A 13480-nucleotide genomic window follows, 5' to 3' on the forward strand; every position below is an offset into this window, starting at 1 on the left:
GCCCACGGAAACGCCGTAGTTCGGACCACCGGCGCGGATCCAGGACCACTGCCGACCACCCCCTGCCGCAGACACCGACTACGCAGCAGAGTGCCGACCAGCCCACCTCAGCACATCAGGAACTGGCCGCATTCGCCCGTACGTGGGTGGGGACGTTCAGGTGTACGCCGACAGCATCGCCGTCGACGACGGGCTGGAAGGTGCAGAAGCCGCCTTCGGCTGGGGTGGATCTGCGGGTGAGATCGACGGCGAGAGCTTCGGCTTCTTCTCGTGTCATCGGCTCGCTGCCTGACAGGAGAAGTCCTGGCTCCGCCGATCCGGGTCCGGCGACCCAGACGGCGTTCAGCGCATCCTCCAGGCGGGGGTCGGTGCTGGCAAGGTGGGTGTAGTGCTCGGCCATCCTCTCGGAGACCTGCCCGAGGTAACGCTTGATGTGAGTGAGGTTGGCACCGTTGCGCAGAAGGTTGGTGGCCAGGGTGTGACGGGCCTGATGGGCCACGTAGTGTCCGACGTCAAGGGTGTCTACCCAGTCACGGAAACAGCGCCCGAACCAGGCGTGGGTCACGCTGTGCTGTCCGCTGGCATTGGCTGAGCGGCGGGGAAAGAGAGCGAGTCCGCTTCGCTCCTGGCCGGTCGGCGGACGGCCGTGCTGCCGGACGAACCGGGCGACTGTGGTTGCCTGACGCCGTTCGATGCGTTCATAGAGCCGTTCAGGGATGCGGATGGCCTGGTCATAGTTGCCGACCTTGGTCTGGTCGTGCCAGAACATCGGGATGCCGTTGAGGCGGCTGATGCAGTCGAAGCGGACGCCGGAGACCTCGCTGCCGCGTCGGCCGGTGAAGACGAGAGCCTCCCAGATGTCACGGAGCCCGCGGTCGTCGAGGTCGAAGTCCTCAAGCCTTCGCAGGTTGTCCTCGCCGGCCAGCGCGCGTGCGACACCGTCGGGAAAGGGACGGCGGCGGCCCGACTTCGCGGTGGACAGAGGGATAGTGATGATGAACTCCCGGGCCAGGCCCAGCCGTTCGGCCTCACCTAATTCCAAAGCAGTCCGCAAGACCTGACGGGCTCCTGAGAACGTCGCCGCCACCGTGCACTTGGTGACGGGACTCTGCTCGAACCTGCTGCCATTCTCGTAGAGGCCGAGCGACAGCAGTCCGTGTTCGCGCCGGTGTCGCTGGTCGGCGACGAAAGTGACAGCGTGGTCTTTGGCCAGCAGTGCCGGGTCATGGCCTCCCGCGGGGGCCTGCGCTTCCAGGAAGGCGCTGAGTTCGATACAGCCTCGGCGCGGCCGGGTGAGGGTGCTGTTGCTGCGGGGCGGGTTGGATGTCAGCCGGGCGTCCAGCAGATCCCAGAGAAGGTCGCGGAGCCAGCGCTGAGTGACGCCTGACAGGTCGATGACTGTGCTGCGGTTGCGGACGCGGACCCCGTAGAACTCGGTGTCGATGAACCCAGCGTCCTTGGTGTCCTCGCGGGTGAAGTAGACGTGCCGCAACTGGTCGAGCATGACCTTGACGATGTGTCTGGTATGCGGCCGGGCCTGGGCCTCGTCGAAGTCGGCGAGCGAGGTGACATTCTGTTCCCGGCATTCGTCGGCCACGTGCTGGATCCAGGGGAGCGACCAGCGTCGGCCGTCGCCCTGCTGCTGCGTGTGCCGGAACACCGTCCACTTGATCTCTGCCTTCACCAGTGACCGCAGTCCCAGCAGGGACAGCTGCCCATTCATCCGGGCGACCGGGCGGACAGTCAAGCACCAAGCCCGGAAGGCGGCTTTGTCCGCATAACTGATCACGGGACGTTCGCCTCGCTCCAGGTGCCGGGGCGTCCAGCCGGGCGGGAGTTTGGCACCGCCTGGCTTGCCCGCGCTCACGTAGCGGTGGTGGTGCTGACGGCAGAGGCCGAGCGGACGGTCGGCGACCGACGGACAGGCGACCACCTGGCACTTCCCGAAGCCGACGAAGGGTTTCTGACCAGCCAGCCAGCTCTCGAAGTCGACCGACCGGCCTCGGCCCCTGCGCAGCTTGCGATATCCGATCCAGCGTTCCGTGTGCAGGTAGCACATGCCCTCCTTGCCCTTGGCCGGCAGGTCCGGGCAGAGGCGACAGGGCGGCGCGACCAACCACCCCACGGGGGACAGCGGCCGCGCGGCCTGGAGAAACCCGCCCATGTGCCCGCCGTCCTTCTGCCAGGCGAGCCACTCGTCTTCGTGTTTTCTGCAGAAATCCTTCGCCGTCGCCTTCGACCGTGCGCAGTCCGGGACGCGGCACGACCACCCGTAGGTCGGATGGTCCCTCGGGAGGCTGATGACATCGGGCCGCAGCAGCGGGTCGAAGTCAGGCGCCCCGATCAGTGCCTGGAGCGCCTCAAGCCGGTCGGTGACCGTGCGCCTCGCATGCGAACCACCGACGGCCACCAGCGGCAAAGCGGTCACTCCTCCTCACCCCAGACCGCACGCAGCGCCTGGATGAACTCCGGCGAATGCTGGTCAGGGTGTCCGTAGACCTCGTCGACGGTCCGCACCGAAGCCCAGTTACCGGCCTCCTTAGCGACGTACAGGTCATTGCCGGAGGCGTCGAGAATCGCCGAGGTGAAGCTGTGCCGGAAGGAGTGAGGCCTGATCCTTCCCGGAAGCCCGGCCCTGCGGCCAGCCCGGCGGAGCATTCCGCGGGCCGCGTCCGAGGTCCAGGGCTCGCCCCGGTTCGGCCCGGACAGCTGGATCAGCAGCATGCCGTGCCCAGTGGCCACCTGCGCGTACTCCGTCGTCATGTACTCGAAGTAACTGCTGATCATCGCTGGACTGACCCGGTAGATCTCGCCGCCGCTGATCACCCCGCTGGCCATCCGCCAGTCCGGTTTCGCCTTCGCTGCGGCCCGGTTGACATTGCCCCAGCGGTGACAGACGTGGACGTGCGGGCTCCGGCACTCGCCGCACCCCGCGTTCTCCCGCAGATGCAGGTCCACCAGGTGCAGCCCCGTCAAACCCCCGATCCGCAGGCTCGTGTCGGACAGCCAGGTGACCACCATCCTGTCCCGCGCCGTGTTCACGACCGTCACCAGCTCCGGGCGCGCACCGTCCGGCAGCATCTTCGGATGCCTCCGCCGCGTGCCCTGCGCAGGCGCCAGCGGATTCTTCGCCACCGAGGCCATCACGTGTCCCAGCAGAGCCCGGTCCCGGTCCACCCGGGTGGGCAACTCCCTTACGTCCAGGGCGGCCCGAAGCCCCGGATTCGCCCCCAGGCCGCACTGATGCAGGTAGAAACCCTTCACACACGAGGCAGCGATCTGAAGCGCCGACGCACCGTAAGGGCGCTTCGGCGGCGTCCGCCACGGCTCACCGAACGGCATCTCCACTCTCGCCCCAACTGCCCCCATGTACCGCAGCAGATCCCGCAGCGACGCAGTCTGGGTCGTCAACTGCTCGCGGGCCCGCCACCGCAGGTGATCGACCAGGTAGTACGCGTAGGTCTTCTGCGTACCCCGCCCGTCGTACACACGGAGGAAACTGTCAGCCTCCTCGTCGACAGCCCCATCCGGCAAGACGATCGTGTACGACCACCCGCCACCAGCTCTTTTCATCGGCTGTACTCGGATGTCCCCAAGAACCATCCCGCTTCGCACCAGACCCCCTCGTCCCTGCGTCCAACACGCGACGAAGAGGCTTGCCAGACTTGGTAAAGGCGAACGTGAGGCGACTAAAAGACACCCGAACGGCCGTACTGAACACTCACTGCCCAGTCGGTAAAGTTGATCAGTGCGATGTCGTACGGCGCCGATGCCACCGCCCGCGGGCCGAGCGCGTCGGCCACCGCCCGGCGGCCCAGCTCACCCAGCCAGGACGGGAACGGTTTCACCCGGGCCCCGTCGCCGTCGACGACCGTGCGGGCGTAGGCGTACGGATACCAGTGCCGGCCCAGGCAGACCTGGCGGGCGGTCATGGTGCCGCCGCCGGGGGTGCGGACCGTGCGCAGGCCCGCCGGCGGGCGCGCCCACTCCCGGCAGGCCGCCAGCAGCTCCCGCTGGGCGCGGACGTCGAGCCAGTCCGGCATGTGCACGGCGCCGGGGGCGACCTCGGCGCGCCCTGGGGAACAGCTCCACGTCCATGCGTTCCATCCTGCCCGAAGCTCCGCGCAACCTGGCCTGATCTGCGGCTCCGATAGCCTGGACCCACAATGAGCGACCGTATGACGACTGCGTGGGGCGAGTTCGAGCTGTCCCGCTTCCCCGAGGATCCCCGTGACCGGCTGCGTGCCTGGGACGCCTCCGACGCGTATCTGCTGCGGCACCTGGCCCAGGAGCGGATCCCGCTCTCCGGCACGGTCGTGGTCCTCGGGGACCGCTGGGGCGCGCTGGTCACGGCGCTCGCGGAGCACGGGCCGGTGCAGATCACCGACTCCTTCCTCAGTCAGGAGGCGACCCGGGCGAACCTCGCGCGGGCCGGCGTCGAGCCGGGTGGCGTACGGCTCCTCACCACCCAGGATCCCCCGCCGGACCGCGTCGATGTCCTGCTGGTGCGCGTGCCGAAGAGCCTGGCGCTGCTGGAGGACCAGTTGCAGCGGCTGGCGCCCGCCGTGCACGAGGGCACGGTCGTCGTGGGCACCGGGATGGTGAAGGAGATCCACACCTCCACGCTGGAGCTGTTCGAGCGGATTCTCGGGCCGACCCGGACCTCTCTCGCGGAGCAGAAGGCCCGGCTGATCCTCTGTACCCCGGACCCAGCGCTGGAGCGCGCCGCCAATCCGTGGCCGTACAGCTACGCCCTGCCCGAGGGCATCGGCACGGTCTCCGGGCGGACCGTCGTCAACCACGCGGGCGTGTTCTGCGCCGACCGGCTGGACATCGGCACGCGGTTCTTCCTCCAGCACCTGCCGGCCGGCCGCGGCCCGCGCCGGGTCGTGGACCTGGGGTGCGGCAACGGGGTCGTGGGTACGGCGGTGGCGCTGGCCGACCCCACGGCCGAGGTGCTGTTCGTGGACGAGTCGTTCCAGGCCGTGGCGTCGGCGGAGGCCACGTTCAAGGCCAACGGGGTGCCGGGGCACGCGGAGTTCCGGGTCGGGGACGGGCTGGCGGGGGTGGCGGCCGGCAGCGTGGACGTCGTCCTCAACAATCCTCCGTTCCACTCCCACCAGGCGACGACGGACGCGACGGCGTGGCGGATGTTCAGCGGAGCGCGGCGCGCGCTGCGGCCGGGCGGCGAGCTGTGGGTGATCGGCAACCGTCACCTGGGCTACCACGTGAAGCTGCGGCGCCTGTTCGGCAACAGCCAACTGGTGGCCTCCGACCCGAAGTTCGTGGTGCTCAAGGCCGTCAAACGGTAGCGGTCGCCCTCTGCCGGCCGCCCCCCCGTCGGCCGAACGCTGTCGGGCGGCTAGTCGAGCACCCTGATGATCCGTGCCACCTCTCGTGCCATCGCCTCCCGCCCCACGCTGAGGTACTTGCGCGAGTCGACCGCCTCGGGATGAGTGGCGAGGAAGTCCCGGATCGCGCCGGTCATGGCCATGTTGAGGGCGGTGCCGACGTTGACCTTGGCGATGCCGCCCGCGACGGCCGCGACGAGCCCCTCGTCCGGCACGCCCGAGGAACCGTGCAGCACGAGCGGAACGGGCACGGTGACGGACAGCCGTTTGAGGAGTTCGTGGTCGAGGGCTGCCGTACGGGTCGTCATCGCGTGGACACTGCCGACGGCGACGGCCAGGGCGTCGACACCGGTGTCCGCGACGAAGGCGGCCGCCTGGGCAGGGTCGGTGCGGGCGCCGGGCGCGTGGGCGTCCAGCGGCGGTCGGCCCTTTCCGCCGATCTCCCCCAACTCCGCCTCGATCCACAGCCCTTGGCCATGCGCCCAGTCGACCGCGGCGCGGGTCGCGGCAAGGTTCTCGGCGTACGGAAGGCGGGCCGCGTCGTACATCACGGAGCCGAAGCCGGCGTCGGCCGCCTGGCGCAGCAGGTCGTCGCTCTGTACATGGTCGAGGTGCAACGCGACGGGTACGCAGGAGCGTTCGGCGGCCACCGCGGCCGCGCGGGCCAGCGGGAGCAGGCGTCCGTAACGGAACTTGACGGCGTTCTCGCTGACTTGGAGGACGACCGGCGCGTCCGCCGCTTCGGCCCCGGCGATGACGGCCTCGACGTGTTCGAGCGTGATGATGTTGAAGGCGGCGACGGCCGAGCGTGCCTCGGCGGCGCGGGTGACGAGCTCGCCGGTGCGTACGAGGGGCACGGCTTCTCCTTGCGGGTCGTGGGTCAGGGGGCGAGGATCACCGAGCGGGTGAGGTGGCGGGGCCGGTCGGGGTCGAGGCCCCGGCGGGCGGCGACGGCCACCGCGAGGCGCTGGGCGCGGACGAGTTCGGCGAGCGGGTCGAGCGAGCCGTCGACCCACAACCCGCCGGTGGCACGCACCTGTTCGGCCAGTCCGTCCGGCGCCTGGCCGAGCATCCAGGTCGCCGTCCCGCGCGTGGTGATGCTGATGGGGCCGTGCCGGTACTCCATCGCCGGGTAGGCCTCGGTCCAGGACAGCGAGGCCTCGCGCATCTTCAGCCCTGCCTCGCTCGCCAGTCCGACGGTCCAGCCGCACCCCAGGAAGGTGAACTGGGTGCAGTCGACGAGCCCTTCGGGCAGCGGGGTGAACAGCGCGGCGCGGGCGTCGGCGACGACCGTGTCGGGGTGCAGGCCGAGGTGGGCGCGGAGCAGGGTGAGCGCGCTGGTGGCGAACCGGGTCTGCACGACGGACCGTTCGTCAGCGAAGTCCAGTACGACGATGTCGTCGGCGGCCGTCATCACGGGGGTGTCCGGATCCGCGGTGACCGCGGCGGTGCGGGTGCGCCCCTTCAACTGCCCCAGCAGGTCCAGCACTTCGGTGGTGGTGCCGGAGCGGGTGAGGGCGACGACACGGTCGTACGGGCGCCCGTACGGGAACTCGGACGCGGCGAAGGCGTCGGTCTCGCCCTGGCCCGCCCCTTCCCGCAGGGCCGCGGCCGCCTGTGCCATGAAGTACGAGGTGCCGCAGCCGACGATCGCGACCCGCTCCCCCGGTCCCGGCAGCGCCCCGCCGCTGTGCGCCGCCTGTGCGGCCGCCCGTATCCAGCACTCGGGCTGGCTGTTCAGCTCGTCCTCGACATGGGTCATGCCGTACCCCTCCCCTGGCTGATTTTTCTTGCAAGATATAGCCAGCTTTCAAGCACAATCAAGCATTCGAGGCGGGACGGGGTGCGCTAGGGTCGCGGAAGATCGAGGAACGGAGGCTCCGGATGTCGCGCGATGCCCGCTGGAAGGCGCTGCTGGAACTGCTGGTGGAACGCGGCCGCCTGGACGTCGAGGAGGCCGCGGCGGAACTGTCGGTGTCGGCCGCGACCATCCGCCGGGACTTCGACCAGCTCGCCGAACAGCAGATGCTGGTGCGCACCCGGGGCGGGGCGGTCGTGCACGGGGTGTCGTACGAACTGCCGCTGCGCTACAAGACAGCGCGCCACGCCTCCGAGAAGCAGCGCATCGCCAAGGCGGTGGCGGACCTGGTCGCGCCGGGCGAGGCGGTGGGCCTGACCGGCGGTACGACCACGACCGAGGTGGCCCGAGCGCTGGCCGTGCGCGCGGACCTCGCGTCGGGCTCACCGGCGCTGACCGTCGTCACCAATGCGCTCAACATCGCCAACGAGCTGGCCGTACGGCCCCAGTTCAAGATCGTGGTGACGGGCGGGGTCGCGCGTCCGCAGTCGTACGAGCTGATCGGGCCGCTGGCGGACGGGGTGCTCGGCCAGATCACGCTCGACGTGGCGGTGCTGGGGGTGGTGGCCTTCGACGTCACGCACGGCGCGGCGGCGCACGACGAGGCGGAGGCCGCGATCAACCGGCTGCTGTGCGAACAAGCCGAACGAGTGATCGTCGCGGCCGACTCGAGCAAGCTGGGCCGGCGGGCGTTCGCCCGGATCTGCGCGGCCGAGACGGTGGACACACTCGTCACGGACACAGCAGTGGGGCCGAACACCGTGCGCCGGTTCGAGGAGGCGGGGATGCGGGTCGTCGTCGTGTGACGCCCCGGCACGCCGCGTCAGATGCCGCCGGGATCCGCCCGTACGAACCCCGCGCCCCGCTGGTCGTTGCAGCCCGCTTCGAACCGGCCGACGGGGTCCGGCCACACCTGCTGGGCCTGGAGCGCGACGCTGACCAGGGTCATCAGCAGGTCGACGTCACTCGCGGCATCGAGGCGTATGGTCACCCACTGCGAACCCGGGACGATCCGGATCGCCCCCGAACCCTTGAGGTCCTTGGCGAAACGCCGGATGGCACGGTCCGTCAGATGCAGGTCGACGTCCCGGTCCGAGTGGAAGTGGGCGATCTCGCCCCGGTCCGAGCTGAGCGCCTGCCCCAGGCCGCAGCTCGGTACGGCCTGTCTCAGGTCCGGCCAGGTCGCCAGTTGCGTGAGAGCACGCGAGGCCAACGTCATGGGCCCATCATGGCCCGCTCACTCTTGCGCAACCAGCACGTGAGCGAGCATTAACCGACCCGTATCCACGGTCTGGCCGAAGACGCACCACCGGAAAATCAGGCCCATCTCCTCCCGGACCAGGCACTTCAGCATGTTTTGCGCGCCCGGGCGGGGCGAGCAAGTGGCCGAAAGACGACGGAAGTCACCGCCGGGCGGCGGGTGTTCGTGCCCGACGACGGTCCGGGGGTCGCGCGCGATTCACCGGATGGCAACTCCGTACGGCTCGAACCGGTATGCCACACCGGGCACACGGACACTTCCGGTCACGCACGGCCACGGAGGTCGGGGCGTCCTGGCGCGACCGGACGGCCGGCCGAGGCCGGGCCGCTGCCCGTCGCGCGGTACACGGACGATCCCGACGGCACGGCCGGCCTCACGGTCCTGATCCGCGCAACGCACCGACTAACGGCCCGTGACACTCACCGGCCCCCGGCCGTCAGCCCGCGCGCCACGGCAGGCGGGCCACGACCAGGTTCGGGTCCCGCATGGTCAAGTACGCCGCGCTGGGCACATACACGCTCCGGTCACGCACGGCCACCGAGGTCGGATCGGCCAGGCCGTCCTTTCGCGCGAGCACGATGGTGCGGGTGCCGTCAGGTCGTACCAGGGCGATCTGGCCCGTGGCGGTCAGGGCCGCGAGGACGGTGTGCCCGCGGCCGGTGAAGGCGAAGTCGTCGATCCCGTGCAGCCCGGTCGCTCTGGTCTCGATCGCGTCCGCGGAGTCGTCCGGCCGTACGGGGATGCGCAGCAGCGTCCCCCGGTCGCTGTTGGACACCCACACGGCATGGCCGTGGACCTTGATTCCGTTGGCGCCGAAGCCGCCCGAGGGGGCGTGGGACGGGGCGAGCGCGGGGACCTTGGCCCATTTCGTGGCGGTCCCGCCCTCCTGCGGGACGCGCCAGACCGTGCCCAGCACCGAGTCGGCGGCGTAGAGCACACCTCTGTGCTCGTCGAGGGCGAGCCCGTTGGGCAGTCCGTCGGCCGGGAGCTTCGCGATCTGCTTCGGTGTGCCGCCGTCGCGCGTGATGCGCCAGATGCCGGTCTTGCGGGTCCCGGTCGCGTAGGTGACGTACAGCGTGTCGTCGTGGGCCCGGGCGATACCGAGGACCACCGCGCTGTGGACGATGGGGGTGTTCGGGTTTTTGACCTCCGGCAGGGTCGCGAGGATCCGGGTGCGGCCGCGCGGGGTGACATTGGCGACCTGCCGGGCGAACGCGAAGGCCAGATCGGCGGAGCCGTCGCGTTCGAGCGCGATGTTCTCCGGTGTCTGCCCGGCGGCGAAGTCGAAGCGGGCGACGACACGCGCGTCCGAGCGCTCCGGCTCACCGCCCGACGCGGTGGCCGACGCGAGCACGCTGACGATGACGGCTGCCACGGCGGCGCCGGCCAGGCGTGGAAGACGGGGCATGGAAACCTCTCTTCGAACAGGACATGAGCACCGCCACACGGGCCCGGACCACGATGAGGGTGCGCAGGTGAGCGGCGTCGGCAGCCGGGGCCGGAGGGTCGCCCGCGCGGGCCATGCCATGGGGCTGCTTGCCGCACACACGAAGGACAGGGCATGCGCCCGGCCTTGCCCTTGCCCGACCTTCGGCACCCCCCTGGGCCGACTTTGTGCCGCTAATGAACAAAGCCCGATCGCACAACGTCGTGCCGGGCAGCGACCTCACCCGTCTCCGTGTCGCCCTCACCGTGTTCTCCGCACTGGACGGCTTCGTCTTCGCCGGCTGGGTCGTCCGCATCCCGGCCATCAAGGAACAGACCCACGCCTCGGCCACCGAGCTGGGCTTCGCGCTGCTCGGCGTCTCGGCCGGCGCGGTGATCACGATGATGCTCACGGGACGGCTGTGCCGCCGCTACGGAAGTCACCCGGTGACCGTCGCGTGCGCCGTCCTCCTCTCCCTCGGCGTCGCGCTGCCCCCGCTCACCCACTCGCTGCTCGGCTCGCTCGCCCCGTCCGTGTGGGCGACGCTGATCGGGTTCGCCGTCACCGGACTCGGCCTGCCAATCTCTTCCCGGTCGCCGTGGAACGGGCCGGTGCCCTGGCCGGCCCCTCCGGCGTCGCGGTCGCCTCCACCCTGGGCTACGGCGGCATGCTCCTCGGGCCGCCCGCGATCGGCTTCATGGCCGACTGGTTCTCCCTGCCGACCGCGCTCACCAGCGTCGCGGCACTGGCGGCCCTGATCGGCGTCATCACTCGCCGCGCGGCATCGGGCTGACCCCACGTCAGACCGACGGACACATCTCGCCCAACAAAAGGTGCGGAGCCCTGGTGAATGCCCCAGCGTGATCATCATGGCTCAGGCGCAGACTCAGGCTCAGGCGCAGACTCGGTCGACCGAGAGTCCCGGCACCACACCGCCTGCGGCCAAGCCGACGCCCGCGGCCAGGCTGACGCGGCCCACGCTGACCGCGATGGTCATCGGTTCCATGGTGGGCGCCGGTGTCTTCTCGCTGCCCCGGCACTTCGCCGAACAGACCGGTGTCGCCGGCGCCCTGATCGCCTGGGGGATCGCGGGTGCCGGCATGCTGATGCTGGCGCTCGTCTTCCGCACCCTCGCGCTGCGGCGGCCGGACCTCGACGCGGGCGTGTACGCGTATGCCAAGGCGGGGTTCGGCGAGTATCTGGGCTTCTTCTCGGCGTTCGGGTACTGGGCGAGCGTCTGCGTCGGCAATGTGGCGTACGGGGTGCTGATCATGTCGACGGTGGGCGCAGTGTGGCCCGCGCTGGGCGAGGGCGACACGGTCGTGGCCGCCGCCCTGTCCACGGTCGGTCTGTGGGGGTTCTTCCTGCTGATCCGGCGAGGGGTCGGGGAGGCCGCGTCGATCAACAGGATCGTCACGGTGGCGAAGACCGTCCCCATCCTGGTCTTCATCGTCCTGGCCCTCTGCTACCTCGACACGGACGTCTTCGCCGCCAACTTCCACGGCACCGCCTCCACCGGTTCGCTGTTCGACCAGGTCCGCGGCACCCTGCCGGCGACGGTGTTCGTGTTCCTCGGGGTGGAGGGTGCCAGCGTCTACTCCCGGCACGCCCAGCGGCGCGAGGACGTCGGCCGCGCAACCCTGCTCGGGTTCCTGAGCGTCCTGTGCGTCTTCGCCTCGGTGACGATCGTGTCGTACGGGATCATGCCCATGGGCGAGATCGCCCAGCTGCGCCGGCCCTCGATGGCGGGCGTCCTGGAGCACGCGGTCGGCACCTGGGGCGGGGTCTTCGTCGGCGTCGGGCTGATCATCTCGGTGCTGGGCGCGTACCTCGCCTGGACGCTGATGGCCGCCGAGGTGCTGTTCGTCGCCGCCCAGGACGACGACATGCCGCGCTTTCTGCGCCGGGCGACCGCGGACGACGTGCCCGTACGCGCGCTGCTGATGACGACCCTGCTGTCCCAGGCCGTGCTGGTCATCACGCTGTTCTCGAAGGACGCCTTCACCTTCGCGCTCGGTCTGACGAGCGCGCTGGCGCTGATCCCCTACCTGCTGGCGACGGCCTTCGCCGTGAAGATCGCGGGGCAGCGACGGACCCGGCGGCACAGCACCGGGGACCTGGTGGTCGGCTCCCTCGCCAGCGTCTACACGGTCTTCCTCCTCGTCGCGGCGGGCCCGAAGTTCCTGCTGCTGTCCTTCATCGTCTACGCCCCCGCGACCGTCCTGTTCATGATGGCCCGCCGGGAACAGGGCCGCCGGCTCTTCTCGGAGGGCGAGCGCGTCGTACTCGCCGTCTCGGTCGCCGGAGCGGGCCTCGGCGTCCTCGCCCTGACGCTCGGCTGGATCAGCCTCTGACGTCCCGGACGCGGGCTGACGCAAGGTTGTCGTATGCACGGTCGTTCCATACGGCACACTCACCTGCATGGAGACTGCCGACTTCCTTCAGACCCTGGACCGGGAGGGCCGGTTGCTGACCGCGGCCGCCGAGGTGGCGGGGACCGACGCCAAGGTGCCGACCTGCCCGGAGTGGCAGGTGCGCGACCTGTTGCGGCACACCGGCGCGGTGCATCGCTGGGCCGCCGGGATCATCGCCGACGAGCAGACCGCGCCGCGCCCCTTCGGTGACCTCCCGGACCTGGACGGCGCCGAGTTGGTGGCCTGGTACCGGGACAGCCACCATCGTCTGGTCGACACCCTGGCCGCGGCGCCGTCCGACCTGGAGTGCTGGACCTTCCACCCCGCGCCCTCCCCCTCGCCGCTGGCGTTCTGGACCAGGCGTCAGGCCCACGAGACGACCGTGCACCGCTATGACGCCGAGTCCGCGCGGACCGGGGTTCCGTCCCCGGTGGCGCGGGACTTCGCGGTGGACGGCATCGACGAGTTGCTGCGCGGCTTCCACGCCCGCACGAGGAGCCGGGTGCGCACGGACGAGCCGCGCGTGCTGCGGGTGCGTGCCTCGGACACCGGGGACGTGTGGACCGTACGGCTGTCCGCGGAGCCGCCCGTGACCACTCGGGAGGAGTCCGGCGTGGCGGAGGCCGAACTGTCCGGCCCGGCCGACCAGTTGTACCTCGCCCTGTGGAACCGGGTGCCGATGCCCGAGGTGGCCGGTAACGCCGCGCTCGCCGCGCTGTGGCGGGAGCGGTCCGGCATCTGACGGCGGCCGGTCAGCCCGCCAGCATCCGGGTCAGTACCGCGCGCTGCACCGGCAGCACCTCGCCGTGCAGCGCGCGCCCCTTCCGTGTGAGCGCCACCCGCACGCCCCGCCGGTCCTCCGCACACATGGCCCGGTCGACCAGGCCGTCCTTCTCCAGACGGGCGATCAGCCGGGACAGAGCGCTCTGGCTGAGATGCACCCGCTCCGAGATCTCCTGGACGCGATAGGCGCAGCCGCCGTCCGCCGCGCGGCCCTCGGCGAGCAGGTCGAGGACCTCGAAGTCGCTGGCACACAGGCCGTGTCCGTGCAGGGCGCGGTCGAGCTCGCACTGGGTGCGGGCGTGCAGCGCCAGGATGTCCCGCCACTGGTCCACGAGCGCCTGCTCGGCATTCTTCGCCGCCATGGCCGCACCGTAGCAGAGAAGTAAA

At 70.5% G+C, this 13480-nt stretch carries 11 protein-coding genes and 2 pseudogenes; 5 read left to right on the top strand and 8 right to left on the bottom strand.

Going from position 1 to position 13480, the window contains the following annotated elements:
- Positions 1-115: 115 nt before the first annotated feature.
- The 3 genes and pseudogenes from N8I87_RS04975 to N8I87_RS04985 all read right to left on the bottom strand — a co-directional run.
- On the bottom strand, positions 116-1597 hold the full coding sequence (locus N8I87_RS04975) for a tyrosine-type recombinase/integrase (RefSeq protein ID WP_263205812.1): 1482 nt from the start codon (positions 1595-1597) through the stop codon (positions 116-118).
- A gap of 827 nt (positions 1598-2424) precedes the next feature.
- Entirely contained in the window at positions 2425-3489 is a 1065-nt protein-coding gene (locus tag N8I87_RS04980; RefSeq protein ID WP_263205814.1) for a tyrosine-type recombinase/integrase, read from the bottom strand.
- Between the two features lie 242 nt (positions 3490-3731).
- Positions 3732-4098, bottom strand: a pseudogene (locus N8I87_RS04985) (2OG-Fe(II) oxygenase family protein); the annotation flags it as partial.
- An 80-nt stretch (positions 4099-4178) separates the two neighbouring features.
- Between N8I87_RS04985 and N8I87_RS04990 the strand changes: the two are divergent.
- Positions 4179-5312 carry a methyltransferase gene (locus tag N8I87_RS04990; RefSeq protein ID WP_263205817.1) on the top strand — a complete coding sequence of 378 codons (1134 nt, stop codon included), beginning with the start codon at positions 4179-4181 and terminating at the stop codon, positions 5310-5312.
- Between the two features lie 50 nt (positions 5313-5362).
- Here N8I87_RS04990 and N8I87_RS04995 read toward each other — a convergent pair whose 3' ends face one another.
- Both N8I87_RS04995 and N8I87_RS05000 read right to left on the bottom strand, forming a co-directional pair.
- Entirely contained in the window at positions 5363-6208 is an 846-nt protein-coding gene (locus N8I87_RS04995) for a class II fructose-bisphosphate aldolase (RefSeq protein WP_263205818.1), read from the bottom strand.
- A gap of 23 nt (positions 6209-6231) precedes the next feature.
- Positions 6232-7113, bottom strand: a complete 882-nt coding sequence (locus tag N8I87_RS05000) for an SIS domain-containing protein (protein ID WP_263205819.1) — start codon at positions 7111-7113, stop codon at positions 6232-6234.
- Between the two features lie 122 nt (positions 7114-7235).
- Here N8I87_RS05000 and N8I87_RS05005 point away from each other — a divergent pair, with 122 nt between their 5' ends.
- Positions 7236-8015, top strand: coding sequence for a DeoR/GlpR family DNA-binding transcription regulator (locus N8I87_RS05005; protein WP_263205821.1), 780 nt, complete (start codon positions 7236-7238; stop codon positions 8013-8015).
- Between the two features lie 17 nt (positions 8016-8032).
- Here the strand turns inward: N8I87_RS05005 and N8I87_RS05010 are convergent, their stop codons facing one another.
- Both N8I87_RS05010 and N8I87_RS05015 read right to left on the bottom strand, forming a co-directional pair.
- Positions 8033-8428 carry a luciferase domain-containing protein gene (locus N8I87_RS05010; RefSeq protein ID WP_263205824.1) on the bottom strand — a complete coding sequence of 132 codons (396 nt, stop codon included), beginning with the start codon at positions 8426-8428 and terminating at the stop codon, positions 8033-8035.
- Positions 8429-8906: 478 nt separating this feature from the next.
- Positions 8907-9878: a hypothetical protein gene (locus tag N8I87_RS05015; protein ID WP_263205825.1), complete on the bottom strand. Its 972-nt coding sequence runs from the start codon at positions 9876-9878 to the stop codon at positions 8907-8909.
- 242 nt (positions 9879-10120) lie between these two features.
- Between N8I87_RS05015 and N8I87_RS05020 the strand changes: the two are divergent.
- From N8I87_RS05020 to N8I87_RS05030, 3 genes and pseudogenes are all read left to right on the top strand, one after another.
- Positions 10121-10689, top strand: a pseudogene (locus N8I87_RS05020) (MFS transporter).
- Positions 10690-10765: 76 nt separating this feature from the next.
- Positions 10766-12250: a basic amino acid/polyamine antiporter gene (locus N8I87_RS05025; RefSeq protein ID WP_263205828.1), complete on the top strand. Its 1485-nt coding sequence runs from the start codon at positions 10766-10768 to the stop codon at positions 12248-12250.
- Positions 12251-12317: 67 nt separating this feature from the next.
- Complete coding sequence (locus tag N8I87_RS05030) at positions 12318-13052, top strand: maleylpyruvate isomerase family mycothiol-dependent enzyme (protein ID WP_263205830.1); 735 nt, start codon at positions 12318-12320, stop codon at positions 13050-13052.
- 10 nt (positions 13053-13062) lie between these two features.
- On the opposite strand, the gene N8I87_RS05035 is transcribed toward N8I87_RS05030, so the two are convergent.
- Positions 13063-13455, bottom strand: coding sequence for a MarR family winged helix-turn-helix transcriptional regulator (locus N8I87_RS05035; RefSeq protein WP_263205832.1), 393 nt, complete (start codon positions 13453-13455; stop codon positions 13063-13065).
- Between the last annotated feature and the right edge of the window lie 25 nt (positions 13456-13480).

Origin of the sequence: Streptomyces sp. HUAS 15-9 (genome assembly GCF_025642155.1) — a bacterium.
Taxonomy (GTDB): Bacteria; Actinomycetota; Actinomycetes; order Streptomycetales; family Streptomycetaceae; genus Streptomyces.